Origin of the sequence: Shewanella mangrovi (assembly GCF_000753795.1) — a bacterium.
In the GTDB taxonomy this organism is placed as follows: domain Bacteria; phylum Pseudomonadota; class Gammaproteobacteria; order Enterobacterales; family Shewanellaceae; genus Shewanella; species Shewanella mangrovi.
In genome coordinates this window covers 57,690-76,241 of the sequence record NZ_JPEO01000022.1, presented here as the reverse complement: position 1 = coordinate 76,241, position 18,552 = coordinate 57,690, and the positions used below count along the sequence as shown (strand labels likewise).

The 18,552-nt window shown below is 48.0% G+C and carries 17 protein-coding genes, 1 other RNA gene and 1 pseudogene; 12 read left to right on the top strand and 7 right to left on the bottom strand.

What is annotated here, in order from left to right; all coding sequences use genetic code 11:
- Nucleotides 1-202: pseudogene (locus tag HR45_RS17390) on the bottom strand (hypothetical protein); the annotation flags it as partial.
- Nucleotides 203-401: 199 nt separating this feature from the next.
- On the opposite strand from HR45_RS17390, the gene HR45_RS17385 reads away from it, so the two are divergent.
- From HR45_RS17385 to HR45_RS17375, 3 genes are all read left to right on the top strand, one after another.
- The gene (locus tag HR45_RS17385; protein ID WP_037445499.1) at nucleotides 402-761 is read left to right on the top strand and encodes a DsrE/DsrF/TusD sulfur relay family protein; all 360 of its coding nucleotides are present in this window, start codon (nucleotides 402-404) and stop codon (nucleotides 759-761) included.
- 127 nt (nucleotides 762-888) lie between these two features.
- Nucleotides 889-1,290 (top strand): nitrous oxide-stimulated promoter family protein, encoded by a 402-nt coding sequence (locus HR45_RS17380; RefSeq protein ID WP_156104115.1) that lies wholly within the window; start codon nucleotides 889-891, stop codon nucleotides 1,288-1,290.
- Nucleotides 1,291-1,513: 223 nt separating this feature from the next.
- Complete coding sequence (locus tag HR45_RS17375) at nucleotides 1,514-2,053, top strand: YSC84-related protein (protein WP_241461153.1); 540 nt, start codon at nucleotides 1,514-1,516, stop codon at nucleotides 2,051-2,053.
- A gap of 50 nt (nucleotides 2,054-2,103) precedes the next feature.
- Here the strand turns inward: HR45_RS17375 and HR45_RS17370 are convergent, their stop codons facing one another.
- Complete coding sequence (locus HR45_RS17370) at nucleotides 2,104-3,144, bottom strand: acyltransferase family protein (protein ID WP_037445496.1); 1,041 nt, start codon at nucleotides 3,142-3,144, stop codon at nucleotides 2,104-2,106.
- 303 nt (nucleotides 3,145-3,447) lie between these two features.
- On the opposite strand from HR45_RS17370, the gene HR45_RS17365 reads away from it, so the two are divergent.
- Both HR45_RS17365 and HR45_RS17360 read left to right on the top strand, forming a co-directional pair.
- Nucleotides 3,448-3,969: a GNAT family N-acetyltransferase gene (locus HR45_RS17365; protein WP_052074822.1), complete on the top strand. Its 522-nt coding sequence runs from the start codon at nucleotides 3,448-3,450 to the stop codon at nucleotides 3,967-3,969.
- A gap of 18 nt (nucleotides 3,970-3,987) precedes the next feature.
- On the top strand, nucleotides 3,988-4,638 hold the full coding sequence (locus HR45_RS17360; protein WP_037445494.1) for a glutathione S-transferase: 651 nt from the start codon (nucleotides 3,988-3,990) through the stop codon (nucleotides 4,636-4,638).
- A gap of 74 nt (nucleotides 4,639-4,712) precedes the next feature.
- Here the strand turns inward: HR45_RS17360 and HR45_RS17355 are convergent, their stop codons facing one another.
- Both HR45_RS17355 and HR45_RS17350 read right to left on the bottom strand, forming a co-directional pair.
- Complete coding sequence (locus HR45_RS17355) at nucleotides 4,713-7,019, bottom strand: YgiQ family radical SAM protein (protein WP_037445492.1); 2,307 nt, start codon at nucleotides 7,017-7,019, stop codon at nucleotides 4,713-4,715.
- A 125-nt stretch (nucleotides 7,020-7,144) separates the two neighbouring features.
- Nucleotides 7,145-7,558, bottom strand: a complete 414-nt coding sequence (locus tag HR45_RS17350) for an MAPEG family protein (RefSeq protein ID WP_037445490.1) — start codon at nucleotides 7,556-7,558, stop codon at nucleotides 7,145-7,147.
- 160 nt (nucleotides 7,559-7,718) lie between these two features.
- On the opposite strand from HR45_RS17350, the gene HR45_RS17345 reads away from it, so the two are divergent.
- The 3 genes from HR45_RS17345 to HR45_RS17335 all read left to right on the top strand — a co-directional run bounded on the left by HR45_RS17345 (nucleotide 7,719) and on the right by HR45_RS17335 (nucleotide 11,853).
- Nucleotides 7,719-8,939 (top strand): threonine/serine exporter family protein, encoded by a 1,221-nt coding sequence (locus HR45_RS17345; RefSeq protein WP_037445488.1) that lies wholly within the window; start codon nucleotides 7,719-7,721, stop codon nucleotides 8,937-8,939.
- Nucleotides 8,940-9,044: 105 nt separating this feature from the next.
- On the top strand, nucleotides 9,045-10,664 hold the full coding sequence (locus tag HR45_RS17340; RefSeq protein WP_037445487.1) for a BamA/TamA family outer membrane protein: 1,620 nt from the start codon (nucleotides 9,045-9,047) through the stop codon (nucleotides 10,662-10,664).
- A 91-nt stretch (nucleotides 10,665-10,755) separates the two neighbouring features.
- The gene (locus HR45_RS17335) at nucleotides 10,756-11,853 is read left to right on the top strand and encodes an NADH:flavin oxidoreductase/NADH oxidase (RefSeq protein WP_037445486.1); all 1,098 of its coding nucleotides are present in this window, start codon (nucleotides 10,756-10,758) and stop codon (nucleotides 11,851-11,853) included.
- Nucleotides 11,854-11,877: 24 nt separating this feature from the next.
- Here the strand turns inward: HR45_RS17335 and HR45_RS17330 are convergent, their stop codons facing one another.
- Nucleotides 11,878-12,480, bottom strand: a complete 603-nt coding sequence (locus HR45_RS17330) for a TetR/AcrR family transcriptional regulator (protein ID WP_052074821.1) — start codon at nucleotides 12,478-12,480, stop codon at nucleotides 11,878-11,880.
- A gap of 181 nt (nucleotides 12,481-12,661) precedes the next feature.
- Between HR45_RS17330 and HR45_RS17325 the strand changes: the two genes are divergently transcribed.
- Both HR45_RS17325 and HR45_RS17315 read left to right on the top strand, forming a co-directional pair.
- On the top strand, nucleotides 12,662-13,321 hold the full coding sequence (locus HR45_RS17325) for a DJ-1/PfpI family protein (RefSeq protein ID WP_052074820.1): 660 nt from the start codon (nucleotides 12,662-12,664) through the stop codon (nucleotides 13,319-13,321).
- Nucleotides 13,322-13,810: 489 nt separating this feature from the next.
- Nucleotides 13,811-14,863 (top strand): FkbM family methyltransferase, encoded by a 1,053-nt coding sequence (locus HR45_RS17315; RefSeq protein WP_037445484.1) that lies wholly within the window; start codon nucleotides 13,811-13,813, stop codon nucleotides 14,861-14,863.
- Between the two features lie 106 nt (nucleotides 14,864-14,969).
- Here HR45_RS17315 and rnpB read toward each other — a convergent pair.
- Nucleotides 14,970-15,325: RNase P RNA component class A (rnpB, locus tag HR45_RS19140), an RNA gene on the bottom strand.
- A gap of 42 nt (nucleotides 15,326-15,367) precedes the next feature.
- Entirely contained in the window at nucleotides 15,368-16,210 is an 843-nt protein-coding gene (gene rsmI, locus HR45_RS17305; RefSeq protein ID WP_037445483.1) for a 16S rRNA (cytidine(1402)-2'-O)-methyltransferase, read from the bottom strand.
- Between the two features lie 88 nt (nucleotides 16,211-16,298).
- On the opposite strand from rsmI, the gene HR45_RS17300 reads away from it, so the two are divergent.
- Nucleotides 16,299-18,179, top strand: a complete 1,881-nt coding sequence (locus HR45_RS17300) for a penicillin-binding protein activator (protein ID WP_037445482.1) — start codon at nucleotides 16,299-16,301, stop codon at nucleotides 18,177-18,179.
- A gap of 12 nt (nucleotides 18,180-18,191) precedes the next feature.
- On the top strand, nucleotides 18,192-18,521 hold the full coding sequence (locus HR45_RS17295; RefSeq protein WP_037445480.1) for a YraN family protein: 330 nt from the start codon (nucleotides 18,192-18,194) through the stop codon (nucleotides 18,519-18,521).
- The last annotated feature ends 31 nt before the right edge of the window (nucleotides 18,522-18,552 follow it).

Genomic DNA, 18,552 nt, shown 5'->3' with positions numbered 1-18,552 from the left:
CTGGCTCTGGCTCTGGCTCTGGCTCTGGCAGTTCAGCCTGCGCGCTAAATTGTGCATCCTCAAGCGAAGATTCAGTTTCCGGTGAGACTTTTTGATTCGGTTGATGGAAGCTAGGCTTTTCCTGCTCAGCCGCCTTTTTGGTGCGGAAAAATAGAAAAATTCCGACGACAACCAACAGCACCAGCAAAATATAGGGTGTCATGAAGTGGTTCCTTCAATTGGCTCATGGTATTACAGCTTTAGTTATAGCTCTTTTTTAGAGCAATATGTTTGCTGAATCAAGGCGTTAATCTAACAAATCCTGCCAATATATGCTTAATAAACTATCGACTGTCACACTTTTTGAATCGAACCTAGCTGATACACTGAGTTCCTTAGTTGCACTTAAAGGATGAGTGAAGATGCAAAAGGTACTAATTGTGGCTCATGCCAGCCCTTACGGCTCCGAGAAAATGTTCAATGCACTGCGTATTGCTATTGCCTTAAAAGAGCTTGCAGAAGAACCTGTTGAGCTGAAGTTGTTCTTAATGTCTGATGCGGTATTCAGCGCAGTTGCGGGCCAGAATACGCCGGATTTAAGTTATAACTTGGCGCAGATGCTAGAGATACTTTTAGCACAGAATGTACCGGTAAAACTGTGTAAAACCTGCGTTGAAGCACGCGGAGTGAACAGTAACATGCTGGTAGATGGCGCCGAAATTGGCACATTAGGCGATCTTACGCAATGGACCTTAGCCGTCGATAAAGTGATGCATATTTAGCCTGTGATGAAAAAGGTGCGCATAAAGATTTATTTTGTGCGCATCTTCTTAAAAGCCAGATGAAAAACTAGGCGCGCTTTTGGCAGCTCGCTACACTTGCAGACAACAGACGTCGATGGAGCTGTCTATGTCTTCATTACTCAGCGATCAATTAGCCACCGAGCTGCGTACTATCAATGCGATGGTGCACATCTATTGTCGCGCACATCATAGTATCAGTGATGAACTATGCGATGAGTGCAAGTCTCTAGTTGCCTACGCCGAAACGCGGTTGGACCGCTGTCCCTATGGTCAACAAAAGCCCGCTTGCCGTCACTGCCCAATTCATTGCTATAAAGCTGAGCCCAAAGCGCAAGTGCAAACCATTATGCGCTACAGCGGCCCACGCATGTTGCTGCGTCATCCGTTGTTAGCTATTCGGCATCTATTAAACGAGCGCAAACCGTTTCCAGAAAAACCACCAGTGAATGTGTCGAATCGTTATTTGCGCCAACAAGCGACCAAGAGTTCCCCTACAGAAACGCAGTAAAGAATTTTGCTGCGTCATTGTTAACATCTTGCACCAGCACCTCCATAACTGAATCGGCCCTGACAGTTCACGCAAAAGAAAGCCTGTTCAGCGCTTTTTGATGTGCAATGACTAGGAATTTAACATGGCACAGGTAAGCTAACGTTTGTCAGCACTAAAGATGAAAAACAGAATGGAGGTGCATATGACACTATTTAAGAAGATCACCGTTGCTTTGGTGACTATGATCACTGGCGCCTTGATTGCGACCAGTGCCGCTGCAGACGATAGCTACGGTGCAACCCTCGCTGAATTTCAAAAAGCGACTGAGACCCATAAATTTTTTGATACTGCATATGGTTATGCGGTATTTCCTACCGTAGGCAAAGGTGGCATCGGTATCGGTGCAGCTTACGGTAAGGGCCGGGTGTATCGTGGTGGCGTTTACACAGGTAACTCAACCCTGACACAGCTTTCTATTGGTTTCCAACTCGGTGGTCAGGCCTATAGTGAGATCATTTTCTTTAAAGATGCCAAAGCGTATAACGATTTCACGAGTGGTAGCTTTGAGTTTGGCGCACAAGCTTCAGCCGTCGCCATTAACGTGGGTGCAAACGCGCAAGCGGGGACCACAGGTAACTCAGCGGGTGCTGGCCAACATGGTGGCAGCCAAACAGCCAAAGCAGCCTATATCAATGGTATGGCCGTCTTTACCGCGGCTAAAGGTGGCTTAATGTTTGAGGCGGCATTAGCCGGGCAGTCATTTACCTTTGACCAGCGCTGATCGCTCGAGTAAAAACGGGAGGCTACAAGCTTCCCGTTTTTTATTGCACATCACCAACCCATCACCGTTTTACTACGTTCACCAAATCTTTGTTTCAGCCACAACGCCAACAGCACACTTCCCCCTAACTGAATAATAAACAGCAGTGCTGAATACAGCATTGATGTCATTGCCGAACCCGGTGGCAGACGGAAATGGAACAGATGCGACAGATTACCGATGAGAATCGAAAACAGCGGGTGAAGAAAAAAGACGGCAAAACTCATATCGGCCAAACGGATCAGCCACGGCGATTCCTGACGTGTCGCCAGCCATTCACAACCTTGCAGCACTAATACGCACAGCGCCACTTTCTGTAAAAACTGCCAATCAAAGCCGTTGTTAAACTCCCAGAAATTTTTGTGGTAGTTCCCTAAATGCCCTTCGACATAGGTTTGCATCACCAATGTAACCACCAGCAACAGCAGCGCGCCCCAACGCAAAGGTACACGCATAGTCGTCAACGCATCCTCATCTTGCGAGTAACAGATCCCCAGCAGATAAAATGGCGAGAAGTACAAGGCCGACTGCAGCACATTCACGTTGCCAATGGGACGCTGCAAGGCGATTGCCAAAATAGATAAGCCGAGCAGCAGCAACCAACGTTGTTTAACCCCCAATTTGATGTAATCCATAAATAATGGCGACGCGATAAACATCAATAAAATAAAGGGAATATACCAATGTGGATACAACACATAGCCATTGCGCACTGTGTACCACACATCAATCGGCAACTGCTGCAAGCTATGATGATCGATTAACAGCCACTGCGGCGTGAGTGCCGCGAGGCCCACTAACGACACAATCAAAAATGGCCACAGTACATTATTGATTTTACCTTGCATAAAGCGGCGGAATTCAAAACGACTATAGAATACACGATGGAAAAAGTAGCCTGAGATAAACACAAACAAGGCGGTACCACCGCGAATAAGATTCTCCAGCAATGCCGGAAAACCTTCCCCGGAGTTATAGATGCTATGGCCCGCCACAATCAACATAATGGCGATACCTCGCATGTAAACAAACTCCAGCTGTTTTTGACGCATAAAAACTCCAATAACTTAAGGGGAAAGTCGGGTGAAAAACGGGAAATGATGTACTTGAGTAACGCAGTTGCAGTGGTAGTAACGCCTAGATAATAGCGCGTTTTTTCAGCAACACAATAGGTCGCTTAAAAAATGTTATTTTTGATTTAATTCATACAGTTAAACAAATTTAAAGTCGTAACAAACACATAAAATTGCTAACAAATTCGCGATTACTCGACTCAGACATAAAAGCAGCATAATCTGCGTTATTAGGTACAGATTTCTAGGCTGCTGAAGCAAGCTAACGATGAGGTTAACGCTATGCACGCTCGCCAAGTAGATAAAACCGACGCCACTAAACTGTCGGACTACTTTATGCGTAACCAAGCACACTTTCGGCGTTGGGACCCACTGCGGCCACATAATTTCCACAGTGTGGCTAATTGGCAACAAAGATTGAACCATCTCTATACCGAACCACGTAATGAGTATTGGTTTGCACTGGAGTTTGAACAACGCATTATTGCCCATTGTGCCCTCAGCAATATCGTACAAGGACCTTTTCAGGCCTGCTTTATGGGCTACGGCATAGATGCCGAGTTTGAAGGACAAGGGTTGATGCCAACGCTGTGTCATACCGCGCTTGAGTTTGCATTTACGCGCTTGTCCTTACATCGCGTTATGGCGAACTACATTCCGTGCAATCATCGTTCAGCCGCCCTACTTAACAAACTTGGCTTCGAAAAAGAGGGGCTAGCGAAAGAGTATCTATGTATCAACGGCGAATGGCAGGACCACGTGCTGACATCTCTGCTCGCCAAACATTTTCAAATTCACCTCTGACGTTTAATGAGGATATTTATGATTAAGGTCCACCATTTAGAGTTATCGCGTTCGTTTCGTATCATCTGGCTACTTGAAGAGTTGGGCCTTGAGTATGAGGTGATCACCTATCGCCGCGATCCTAAAACCTACGGCGCCCCGGCAGCTTTGACACGGATTCATCCACTGGGTAAATCGCCGCTGCTCACTGATGACGATGTGACGATTGCTGAATCAGGCGCCATTATTGAATACCTGCTTGATAAGTACGACAGCGAAGGACAATTCCGACCTACATCCGGCCAGGCGCTGCTGGATTATCGTTATTGGCTGCACTTTGCCGAAGGGTCGCTGATGCCACTGCTGGTGATGCGTTTGGTACTGGGTAAGGTCAAAGAGCGACCTATGCCATTTTTCGTCAAACCTATTGCCCGCAAAATCATTGACGGACTGGACAGCGCCTTTATTACACCACGCGTACAACCACAATTAACATTGATTGATGCTTGGTTGAAAGACCACGAATGGTTTGCTGGCGATAAGATCACAGGTGCGGATTTCCAGATGGAACTCGCACTGCGTTTTGCGGCCAATCGCGCCGATGTTTCAGGAATGGAACATATCGCTGCCTACCTCGAGAAAACCGCGGCACGAGAGGCACATAAAATCGCGTCAGGTAAGGCCAAGTAAGCTCACTGCCATTGCTGCAAACAGCAAAACGCCAGCAATCATGCTGGCGCTTTCTTTAGATTCACAAACTAGGATTAGCGACTACGCGATTTTTGTCCTGCTGGCTTACTGCCAAACACAGGTTTTGCGCCAGGACGTTGGTTCCCTCGCTTACCTTTATTGCCATTGCCAGCAGTAGAGTTAGCGGCTTGATTGCCATTCTGCCCTTTAGCATTGGCGCTATTAGCCTTGCCTTTGCCCTGTTCCGCTTTACCCTTAGCAAACTGATTCGAGCTGAAACGTGTCAGTCCCTGCTGACCTTTACCAGCTTTGCCACCACTCTGTTTACGAGCAAACTGTTCGGCGCGGCCCTCTGGCGGCACCAGATGTTGTGGACCTGTACCAATCAGATCCTCACGCTTCATATTCACCAGCGCTTCACGGATAAGCGGCCAACCAGCAGGGTCGTGATAACGCAGCAAGGCTTTATGCAGACGGCGCTGACGGCCTTTTTTGGCAATCGGCACTTCTTCGCTATCGTGCTTCACGTTACGCAACGAGTTTAACCCCGTATGGTACATGGTGGTGGCATTCGCCATCGGTGACGGATAGAAGTTCTGTACTTGATCCAATTTGAACTTGCGCTCTTTGAGCCACAGCGCCAGATTGAGCATGTCCTCATCCTTGGTGCCGGGGTGCGCCGAAATAAAATATGGGATCAAAAATTGCTCTTTGCCTGCTTCTTTCGAATATTGGTCAAACAGCTCTTTGAAGCGGTCATAGGTCCCCATGCCCGGCTTCATCATTTTCGACAACGGCCCCTCTTCGGTGTGCTCTGGGGCAATCTTCAAATACCCACCCACGTGATGCTTCGCCAGCTCTTTCACGTAGCGCGGATCTTCAATTGCTAAGTCGTAACGCACCCCAGACGCAATCAATACCTTCTTGATGCCGGGCACATCGCGGGCAGCGCGATACAGGTCGATGGTGTGCTGATGGTCGGTATCTAAGTGACCACAAATGGCCGGGAATACGCACGATAAGCGGCGGCAGGTTTTCTCTGCTTTTTCGCTCTTACAGCTCAAGCGATACATGTTAGCAGTAGGACCGCCAAGATCAGAAATTACCCCAGTAAAGCCGGGGACTTTGGCCTGAATATCTTTGATCTCTTTGATGATCGATTCTTGCGAGCGGCTCTGAATAATGCGGCCTTCATGTTCGGTAATCGAGCAGAAAGAGCAGCCACCAAAACACCCGCGCATAATGTTGATCGAGGTTTTGATCATGTCATAGGCAGGGATTTTTTCCTTACCATAGACCGGATGCTGCACACGCTGATACGGCAGATCGAATACAGCGTCCATCTCATCAGTATTCAACGGGAATGCTGGCGGGTTAACCCACACACCGCGGTCACCATGCATCTGAAACAGCGCTCGCGCACAACCGGGGTTTGTTTCTTGGTGCAGCACGCGCGACGCATGGGCATAAAGAAAACGGTCTTCACTCACCCGTTCAAACGCGGGCAGCAGTACATAGGTTTTTTCCCACGGCCGCGGCTTTGGCGGTTGCACACTGATAGGCGTAGCGGCATCGTTATCAAAAATCTTGGCATCGCTTGGGCCAGACAGATTTTGACAACCCACATCGTCCGCGCCATAAGGATTGGGAATAGGATCAATCTTATGCAGTTGGTCAATTTTACGTGAATCCACGCCGCGCCACTCAGGCAAAGCTTCACGGCGCAGTACCGCCGTACCGCGGATATTTTGCATCTCATCCAGCGTAGCGCCTTTGGCAAATAGATGGGCGACTTCAGCCAATGGCCGCTCGGCGTTGCCGTAGATCAGCAAATCTGCTTTAGCGTCGAACAGCACGCTGCGACGTACCTTATCTTGCCAGTAATCATAGTGAGCAATACGGCGCAAACTGGCTTCAATACCGCCAATCACCACCGGAATATCTTTAAAGGCTTCTTTACAACGCTGAGTGTAAACGGTCACCGCGCGATCAGGGCGTTTGCCACCGACGTTCCCCGGCGTGTAGGCGTCGTCATGACGTAGCTTACGGTCTGCCGTATAACGGTTGATCATGGAATCCATGTTGCCAGCCGTGACACCGAAAAATAGGTTCGGGCGGCCGAGCTGCATAAAATCATCTTTGCTGTGCCAGTCTGGCTGCGAAATAATACCGACACGGAATCCTTGCGCTTCCAGCAAACGGCCGATAACCGCCATACCAAAGCTGGGATGATCAACATACGCGTCACCAGTCACCACGATGATGTCGCAACTATCCCACCCCAGTTGCAGCATCTCCTTCTTGGACATTGGCAGAAATGGCGCTGGTGTTAAATCGTCACGATAGCGAGGATAGCGGAATAAACTGGATTCAACTTGCATGAAAAACTCAACCCGTAAAAATCTGGTGACTGACTACGCTTGTCAGGGGCGCGGAGTATAACAGCACCCAGCTATTCAGTGTGAACAATATTTAAGCAAATACCGAATTTTTAATCTGCTTTATCTTAGTGGCTCGCTGACAAGGTTAATGCCCCCCAATAATAGATATTGATTACACTTAGACTTAATAAGGTTATCCATGTCGACAGTATGCCAATGAGCCGCGCAAGGTGCACTCCGCCTTCAGCTTTGACCATGCCGTACGCATGTAACAAGCGACCTAACAACCATATAGTGCCAAATATGTGCAGCCATAATGCACCCAGTTGAGCGGCTTCTGCGGCAGCAAGCAGCAGTAACACCAACGGGGCGTATTCGACATAATTGCCCTGCGCGCGAATAGCGGCAATCAAGGCGGGTTGCTGACCATCACCAATCCCCACTCTAGTACGCACCCGCACCATCACCACCAGCGCACTTAAGCCCAGTAGCAATAAGCCACTGAGGCCACAATAAAACCCTGAGATATAAAGAGACATACCGATTTCCTTAGCTAAATTTTTTGTTATAGATAACGCGCTGATCACATTAAGTAAATTATATTTTTATGTCATTATTCCTTTGGCAAAACATTGGCTTAAAATGCGCGCCGTTAGCAACGGCATTAATCGTTTATGATAACTGGCGGCAGGGCTTATTTTGGATAATCAAGAGTTTATAGAAAAACGACGTTTCATCATTCAGCTAGGCAAAGCACTGCATAAGTTTGGTACGCCCGCCTATCGGCTGGAAACTCACCTGCAAACGGTTGCCAATACGCTGGGGCTGGACGGCTATTTTCTGATTTCGCCCACCTCAATGACCTTTGTACTGCAACACGATACCGACCAAGAATATAACCATGTCGCACGAGTTAAACCTGGCGAGTTAGATTTAGGCTCGCTGGCGCGCACCGATGAACTCGTAGAAGAATTGCGCACTGGGCAACGAACCCTGTCAGAAGCGATTGCCCGCTTAGCGGAAATTGCAAATAAGCCCAATCCTTATGGCCCATTATTGACGTTATGCGCCTTTGGCACTGCAGCAGCGGCCTTCGCAATGCTAATGGCCACCAGCTGGAACGATGTGTTTTGGTCGGGCGTTATCGGTCTGCTGATATATCCACTGGCTTACAGTGCGGAAAAATCCAAACGCATGGCAGAACTGGTAGAACCCGCTGCCTCATTTGTTGCGGGCATTTTGGCCTGCATCATCAGTCAGTTTGATGCATCGATTAATATTCCGGTGGTGATTCTGTCTGGCGTCATTGTATTCGTACCGGGACTGGCGTTAACGCTGGGGTTAGCGGAGCTGGCGGCACGGGATTTAATGTCAGGCACCATGCGTATTATGGATGCGATGATGTTGCTGTTTAAACTCTATTTTGGCGCCGTCTTAGGTGTTGCCATCGGCAGTGCCATTCTAGGCCAGTACGTATTTATCGAACCAATGCCATTGCCGCGCTGGGCCAGTTGGCTGGCGGTGCCACTGCTCTCTGCCGCCTTGGTATTTATCTTCAAAGCGCGCCTGAAAGATGCCCCGTGGGGGATATTTGCTGGTGTGCTGGCATTTTTCTCGGCCATGTTTGGCGGAATTTACTTAGGTGATTCCATCGGTATTTTCTTTGGTGCCTTTGTCGTGGGGATCTATGCCAATCTATTTTCTCGTTGGACCAAATCCCCGGCGTCTATCGCGCTGCTGCAAGGTATTGTGATTCTGGTGCCGGGCAGTAAAACCTACATGGGACTCAATGCCTTTGTCTCCGGCCAGACGCTGTTTAATCAGCCGCATTTAGGCCCACAGCTATTTTTAATTTTTATGTCATTGATTGCTGGATTGATTTTTTCAAACGTCGTGATTCCACCGCGTTCAACCCTATAGCATTCAGACTGCGAACGATTTAACATCTCCATTACAAAAAAGCGTCTATGATTCAATAAGCGCGAGGATAACGCTGCGCCCGCTTTTGGATGTCTGGAGGTATTTATGGTGAGTCGCTGCCGAGTTGTATTACTGATCTGGGGCATGATCAGTTTTACTGTAGTTGCAGCAGAAGCCCCACCACAAGTGCAAGATAACGCCGAGCATTACGCTGTCGGCAAGATCATCGTGCTGAGCAACCCCATTTTTGATGAGTCGGCAGACAATGCCATTTTTTTGCATCATTGGGCCAACGCCTTACATATCAACACCCGTGAGCATGTTATCCGTGATCGCTTGAGCTTTCATGAAGGCGATGACGTTACCCGCAAACAACTTGATGAAGCACAGCGTATTTTGCGCGCAGAACCTTACCTTCGCGATGCCAAAATCACCGTTGCCAAGCCTGATCCCAGTAGCGATGCCAGCAGCGACAGTGTCAATATTTTAGTGGAGACTTGGGATCAATGGTCACTGCTACCCACGGTCGATTTTGGCCGTACTGGCGGGCAAAACAAATTTTCTCTCGGCATCAAAGACGACAACATTCTCGGTCTCGGTATTCAATCGCAATTTGAATATCAATCTGATGAAAACCGCACCGGTTATCGGTTTAACTTCAAATCGGCAGTAACTTGGGTAGACCACGGCCAGATTGCTGGTGACTTCCACTCTAATGATGATGGCAACTCTTCCTATCTCGCCTTCAAAAAGCCTTTCTATACCTTGAGTGATGAGCGCGCCTATGGGGTGAGTTATGCCCGCAACAACCGCCTCAACACCTTTCGCCAAAACGGGCAGGATCTCAGTCAATATCGCGAATTACTCAAGCAAAATTCGCTATTCTGGGGCTTTAAATTTGCTGAAACCAGTGACACCCGTCAGCGGTTACTGTTTGGTATTACACAAGATTTTCACGACTTCGAAACCGATTATTACACCCGCAAACCACTGCCACAGGATCGTGAATATCTCTACCCTTGGATGCAATGGGAATATCTGCAAGATGATTTTGTAGTGATGCAGAATGTGCATCTGATTAATTTTAATGAAGACATTAACTTAGGCTGGCATCACATTGGCCGCATGGGCATTGAAACGCACGACAATGACGGTTTAGGTTACCATTTTTGGTGGGACACCTCGCGTGGTTACAGCAGTGACCAGCAGTTGATACTGTTTAACTTTGATATGCAACTGACGCAGGGCACTGAGCAGCCTGACTACTTTAAAGTGGGTGGCGACGCAGAGTATTTCTACCGCTTTACCCCTAAGTGGTCGGCCTACAGCCATTTCCGCGTCATCAGCTCGCAAAATCGCTACCTTGATTGGCCACTGGGGCTAGGAGATGACACTGGTGTTCGTGGCTATCCCAATCAATTTCAACTCGGCGACCATCAGTGGTTATTTACCGCGGAGGTCCGCAACTATCCTAATATCAATTTGTATCAGTTGGCGGAGTTAGGCTGGGTCGCCTTTGTCGATGTTGGGCGCGCCTTTGGCGGTGATTTAGCGGCGGATAACGAAGTCAAAGGGGTTATTGGCGCCCTAGGTGTTGGTGCGCGGATTTATTCGTCTCGTTCCAGTTATGGCAACGTGGTGCATATCGATTTCAGTATGCCATTTAACAACAGCAATCACGTTAATGGTTGGGAATGGCGCTTTGAAGTGAAACGTCATTTCTGACACTTTTTTTGTGGCTGCAAAAGCATCGACGCGGCGTTAGTATGGCAGTAAGTTTCATATTATTGGGCCTAATCAGCCGGGAGATTTCGTCGTGCCCCATCTGTTCAAACCTATCGCGTTTGGTCCACTACAGCTGGATAATCGCATCATCATTGCCCCGATGTGCATGTATTCCGCCGAGAACGGTATAGTACAACCTTGGCACTGGCAGCACTATGGCAACTTATCGCAGTCAGGTGCAGGATTATTAATCGTCGAAGCCAGCGCGGTTGCCCCTGAAGGCAGAATTACTCACGCCGATGTTGGGATTTGGAACATTCACTGCCAGGACTCGCTCGGTAAACTGTTGCAAGATATTCGCCGTGACTCCAACATGCCCGCTATAGTGCAAATAGGCCACGCCGGACGGAAAGCGTCTTGCAGTCGCCCATGGCAAGGTGGTACCCAACTGCCACCATCAGACATCAACGGCTGGAACACGCTCGCGCCAAGTGCAATTCCATTTGCCAGCAGCGATGTGGCGCCACGGGAAATCACCAAGCCGGAAATCCATGATTTAGTGCATCAATTTGTTGCCGCCGCGCAACGGGTACGCGCCGCCGGTTTTGATGGCGTAGAAATCCACGCGGCACACGGTTATCTGTTACATCAATTCTTGTCTCCCATCAGCAATCATCGCCAAGATGAATTTGGTGGCAGTTTAGAAAATCGTATGCGCTTATTGCTAACCGTGTTCGATGCCATTAAGGAAACCTTGCCGCATGACTTTATGGTGGGTGTACGTATCAGTGCAACGGATTGGATTGAAGGTGGCTGGGATATTGAGCAGAGTCTTGAATTGGCCCAATTGCTGGATAGTCGCGGCTGTCATTATCTGCATGTATCCAGCGGTGGCCTCTCGCCTGCACAGCAGATCCCGGTTGGACCTGACTATCAGGTGCCGTTAGCGCAGGCGATTAAGGCTAAGGTATCAATGCCCGTCATTGCAGTGGGTTTGATCACTGAGCCAGAGCAAGCAGAGGCAATTTTAGAAAATGGCCAAGCCGACGCAGTCGCGCTGGCACGTGGGATTCTTTATAACCCTCGCTGGCCATGGCATGCCGCAGCAGCCTTAGGAGCGGAAGTGAAATCTGCACCACAATATCTTCGCTGTCAGCCACACGGACTTAAATCGTTATTACGCAGCTAATGCCTAAATGAGTTTGCCGCGGCGCTACGATTTCCCTAGCGCCGCTTTTATTTGCGCGCAGGTTAACCGCTGCAGATAACTGGCTTGCAGCTCAGGAGAATCTAACTCCTTGTCGAGCGCATTGCCCATCACCCCCAGAGTAAACAGATTAAAATATAAGCCACCGATAGCGCAGCCGAGGATCGCCGCGGGGATCTGCAACTGTTCGCCAAAACACTGCTGTAACCGCTCAGCAATAAAGCTCTCCAACTGCTGACGTAACATCCGATTGGCTAACGCCATATCGCTACCGAGTTGATACGCCATTGAACGCCGAAACGCGCTATTGCTATTAAAAAAGCGCAGCATCTCCCCCACATTTGCCGCAGGTTCCAATGCTAACCAATCTTCAGCACTGGTTTTGCTGGCAAACAACTGGCTAAACAGTTGCTCGTGGCAGGCCATCAACACATCGAGTTTGCGATTAAAAATACGATAGAAACTGGTGCGACCAACCTCAGCGGCTTTGGTCAATTCAGATACCGAAATATCGCAATAGTCTTTCTGTTTTAACAGGTTAAGGAATTCACGCATCACGCGTTGTTTGACGGGATTGAGCACTTCGCTCGACTCGCTGAAATTGTGCATAACACAGGGCGATAAATAAGGTGATGCCACACCCTAATCACTTGTTGATTGGGCCACAAGTCGGATGGAACAAATAATCACATTTGTTCCGTCCGGAACAGTTGCCAACAAGTGTCGCAATGCTGCAGCGCTGGTGATCGCTATGATAATGCTCCAGTCCGTTCAAACTTAAGGAATTATCATGCATAACCCTATCAATATCGGTATTTTTCTCTACCCCGGCATGACAATGTTAGACGCCTACGGCCCGCTGCAACTACTGTCGTTCGCCACGGGTATTAACTGTTTTACCTTCGCCAAAACTAGCGCACCTGTCCCGTGCGATGCAGGCATTAACCTGCTACCAAACTACGCTTTTGCGGATTGCCCCGCCATCGACATTCTACTGGTTGCTGGTGGTGGCAATCCTGTGCAACCCATGCAAGATACTGCGACCCATGATTTCTTGCGCCAAGCTGCGACCAACGCACAATACATCACGTCAGTGTGCACTGGCGCGCTGATCCTCGCGAGCGCAGGCTTGCTTGATGGTTACCAAACCGCTTGTCACTGGGCTTACAAAGAAGCATTCATACGGTTCCCTCGAGTCGACGTATTGGATCAGCGCGTTGTCATCGACCGTAATCATATCAGCGGTGGCGGCATTACCGCCGGGCTAGACTTTGCATTGACACTGATCGCCAAACTACAAGGCGACGCCGCCGCACAAACACTACAGTTACTACTGGAATATGATCCACAGCCACCGTTTAGCAGCGGTAGCCCTAAGACCGCAGCATTGGAGTTGGTCGCAGGTGTCCAAGCAGAAGTACACAAGCTGGCACCAGAGTTGTTTGATTAACACGATGAGGTTAAGGCTGGCCACCATTGCACAAGCTGCGCTTTGCAAGACTGACATCGCGAGATTGAATTTTAAGACTGCCAACGTCATGGAGCTACTCGCTCCATCTCTGAGCCACAGGGCGATACGATATTCTTCGAGCAGGCAAAGGTCATATGTGACAATTTCATGCCTACTCCTGCTCGTAATAGAGTTAATCACGACTAAATCCGCTAACAACTTGCTGGCAATCGTAATTTTTATTCATTCTATACAACAGAAACGACCATGGCACAAAAAAGCCAAAGTATAAAAATACCACTGCCATCTCGTGAACATGTTAGGTAATATCTATGCTAGAAATCATATTTTCTTGCTTAGAGATGATTTTTAAAGGTTAAGCTTAAAATATATTAACAATTTTCAGCGATATTTAGAATTCTGTAAAACGTAACAATTATAATTTAATAAAAATTAGTAGTCATGATTTCAGCCTAGCTAGGAACAAAGATGAAATATACAGATGTGCAGTTAGTCGATATGTTATATAGAAAAAATCATAGACTCATAGAGTTAATTGACAACAATGCATATTTTGGCATTTTTGGCACGGGTAAATTAGCAAAAGATACCTTTACAAAACTTTGTAATTTCAAATGTAATAACTTTTTCTTTGTAGACAGAAATGAAGGTTCCAACATTTTTCTAGATCATCCTCTAGTTAACATTTCAAATCTAGCTGACCAATCAACCCCTTTATTGATTGCGTCGACTTGGGCAAAAAATATTATACAGGATTTGAGAGCCATTAATTACACAGGTGAAGTCTTCATCGTCGACCCTTTTATTACTGTCTTTGAACGTATGGATACTACCGACAAAAAGCAATTGTTAGATGTATATAACGCACTGAATGATGAGTCTAAAAATACACTTTCTTCTCTAATTTTATTTCGATGTGGAGAAGTTGATGCACTTCAAGTGAGTACCTATCCTCAATATATGTGCCCCCATATGGACATAACAGAGTCAGAAGTGATGATTGATGGTGGCGCATATATTGGAGATACAATCCAACATATGCATGAACAGGGTATAAAAGTTAGAGAGATCCACGCATTTGAACCAGATGATGAGAATTTTCAAGCTTTAGAGAACTATGTCTCAACATCAAGTCAATTGATCTACCCTCAGCAAAAGGGATTATGGTCATCAAATGACTCTTTGTCTTTTTCATCAGATGCGACTGCATCTTATGGAAGAAAAATTGAGTCATTGGGTGAAAAGACAATTGAAACAGTCAGCATCGATGAATATTCAAAATCAGAATTAATAATTCCGACACTAATTAAACTCGATGTAGAAGGAGCTGAATTACAAGCTCTACTTGGTGCAAAAAATACAATTAATTCAACAAAACCAAAATTATTAATAAGTATATATCACATTCACAGTGATTTATGGAAAATTCCAACATATATAAAACAGCTTAATCCAAAATATAAATTTCACATCGGCCACCATAGAAATAGCTGGATGGAAACTGTTTTGTATTGTCATTAACGTAAATTAAAATCTATAGCATCATTTATTCTGCAAAGTATTGAACATTTTGGTTTTAAAATAGGCATAGAAAAAGCCCAGCTATAAAAGCTGGGCTTCATAAAATTAGGTGAGTTGGCCTATAAGCCGGGTCCTGTTCTCCCGAAGGAGCGGCAGCCATTCCTCTAGGCCTACAATCGCTCGTAGGCTCAAGCAATCTACCCGGTTCCAACGCGAGCCACGCCATAAGGAACCCTATTTGATCTTGCTCCGGGTGGAGTTTACCGTGCCACGAACTGTTGCCAGCCGCGCGGTGCGCTCTTACCGCACCCTTTCACCCTTACCGGCCCGAAGGCAGGCGGTCTACTCTCTGTTGCACTGGTCGTCAGCTCACGCTGCCCAGACGTTATCTGGCACCCTGCTCTATGGAGCCCGGACTTTCCTCCCCGTTCTTGCGAACGCAGCGACTGCCCGGCCAACTCGGCGCGGATTATAGCCTAGCAGGCGTTATCCACCAAACTTTATCTACCAGCCTTGTTCAAGGCCGTATTTATACAGGGCGTTTTTCTTCAAGCCGAAGATATCGGCGGTAATGGCTGCGGCCTTTTTCATTGGTAATTCATCGCACAGCAGTTGCAGCGTTGCTAATGCTTTAGGTGGAAACTCATCATTAACTTGGCTAACAAAGCCATGACACATCAGCACGATTTCGCCTTTCTGCTGATTAGCATCGCTTTCGACTTTAGCGCGCACTTCGCTGATGGTGCCAGTAAGAAAGGTTTCAAACGTTTTGGTCAGTTCGCGCGCCATGACCATTTGACGCTCACTGCCAAACACCTGTTCGAGCGAGGCAAGACTCGGCACAATACGGTGCGGTGATTCATAGAAAATCAGCGTACGCGGATCTTCGCGCAGTTCGGTGAGCTTATCGATACGCCCTTTTTCTTTCGCTGGCAGAAAGCCTTCAAAAGAGAAACGATCTGACGGCAAACCTGATGCTGACAAAGCGGTAATCGCCGCGCACGCACCTGGCAGTGGACTGACGTCAAAGCCGGCTTCACGCACTTGCGAGACTAAATGATAGCCAGGGTCTGAAATCAGCGGCGTGCCAGCGTCACTTATCAGTGCAACCGCTTCGCCCGCGGCTAATTTCTCAATAAACCACTGCGCTTTTGCACGTTCGTTATGGTCGTGTAACGCGACTGTACGTGTCGTGATACCGAAATGGCTCAATAATTTGCCACTGTGGCGTGTGTCTTCACAGGCAATCAAGGTCACCTCGGCAAGCACTTGTTGCGCTCTGGGCGTGAGATCTGCCAGATTTCCAATCGGTGTTGGAACGATATAGAGAGCGACCGGTAACGTCATATTTACCTCAAGGACAAATGTTAACGGCCTTTCGCTCGCTAACTTTGAAGGTTAAACTAGGGCCAGCATCTTACCAGAGTACCGTCCTGTGTTAAAAAGACAGAATAGCATTAAGTACGTGTTAGCAGTGTCGCTGATGGCGGCACTTTGGGGTTGTGGCTCGCAACCTACGCAGCAAGTCACCAAACCTGCGCAAGTCAATACTGGTTCACTCGCCAGTGTGCAGCAAGCGCCCTCTTTTTATCTGGATGCGGCCTCAAAGGCCACCGACGCCGAAACTCGTCAGCGGCTGCTGTTGCAGGCAGCTCATGCTTACATTAATACCAATCAACTAAAAGCTGCATCAGAGATTCTGACCTCGCTAAAAGGTAAGTTAGTCGCAGTAGATGAGCTGCAAGCTGAACACCTGTATTTGCAAGCATTAGTGTTAGAACACAAGCAGATGCTGGCCGACGCGCTGGCAGTGTTAAAATACCAGCCAAGCTGGAAACTGGCTGATTGGCAATGGCGTCATTACTATCAAATGCGCGCAGCATTGTACGGCAAAACCAAACGCTCCGTTGAACAAGTGCGAGAGCTATGCCAGCTAAGCCAATATCTGAGTGAGGCGGAAGCACAGCAGCTCAATAGCGAGATTTGGAATCAACTGAACTCGCTACAGGAAGATACGCTGGAGTATTACGTAAGTCAGGGCGGTGATCCTGTCTATTTGGGTTGGCTAAAATTGGCTTATCTCGCCAAACACTATGCAGTAGATCCCGCTTCGTTGGTGAGTCAGTTAGGCCATTGGCAGTCCAGCAATCCGAGCCATCCCGCCGCGATTACGTTGCCGAAAGATTTACAACAAGCACTGAGCACTAAGCCTTATCATCCGCGGCAGATTGCCGTGCTGTTGCCTCTGTCTGGCGAACGGGCAAATGTTGCTGCCCCAATCAAACAGGGGCTGATCGCCAGTTATCTCGATGAGCCGGATGCTGACGTCGAGTTGCGCTTTTACGATACTGCTACAGGCGCGGATACCGCTTATGAAGCCGCGGTTAGCGCTGGCGCCGATTTTGTCATCGGCCCGTTGCTGCAAAATGAAGTTGAGCAAGTATCGAAACTGCTAGCTCAGCCCGCCACCGTGCAACAGCCGGCAGTGGCGGACAGCACCCCGATTACACCGTTAAACCAACGGCCGCCTGAGTTATTTCTCAATAACGCAGATAAGCTGGCTGGTGCGCCAGATCAATTCTATTTTGCGCTGTCTCCAGTACAGGAAGCCGCGGATGCCGCCCAACGCATGTACCAAGATGGAATCGAGCTGCCACTGCTGCTTGCCAGTAACGACAATATTGGCCATCGCATGGCGGAAAGCTTTAGTTTGACCTGGCAAAAGTTGGCCGATAAGCCCGCTGAAATTCACTACTACGACAGTGATAAAATGCGCGATACCGTGCAGCAGGCGCTAGGCGTTGAGCAAAGTGAAGCACGTATTGATGAAGTGAAAAAGCTGCTGAGTAATCAAATCAAAGCTGACTTCCGCTCTCGCCGTGATATTGATGCCATCTACATGATTTGTAGTGCGCACGACTTAACGCTGCTCAAGCCATTTATTGATGTCAATTTCAGCGTATTTGCTGAACCCGCAAAACTGTATACCAGTAGCCGGGCGCGCCAAGATGACGTGCGTCAGACAGTGCAGGAGCTGAATAATATCACCATCAGTGATATTCCTTGGTTGATGCAACTTACCGGTAATAGCAGCGATCTGTCAGCATTATGGCCGAGCTGGGGGAACCCGCAAAAACGCCTCTACGCGATGGGTTACGACTCACTGCAGTTAGTCAATAAGCTGGCGCAGATGCGCGCTTTCCCAGGCTATCAATTTAATGGCCGCACCGGTTTACTCTCGGTGGATAAAGATGGCGTGATCAACCGCCAACTGAAATGGGGACACTACCGCCACGGCATTCTGCAACAGAATTAAGGACTGAACGGATTGGATATCGGCAAGGATGCTGAAAATCGTGCTAGGCACTACCTAGCACAACAAGGACTCAAATTTGTTACCCAAAACGTGCGCTATACGTTTGGCGAGTTAGATTTAGTCATGCGTGACGGCAAACATTGGGTATTTGTCGAAGTTAAATTTCGTTCTGGCAATAAATTTGGCGGTGCTATACAAGCACTAAGCCAAGCACAGATGCAACGCATTCGCCAAGCGGCGGCTTGCTATCTGCAACAACACAATATTGATGCGCCTTGCCGCTTTGATCTGGTCGCAATTAACCAGCAGCAGATTGAGTGGGTGCGCGGGGCGTTTGAGTAAACAGACTTTGGCTCGGTGATAAAAAAGCTCT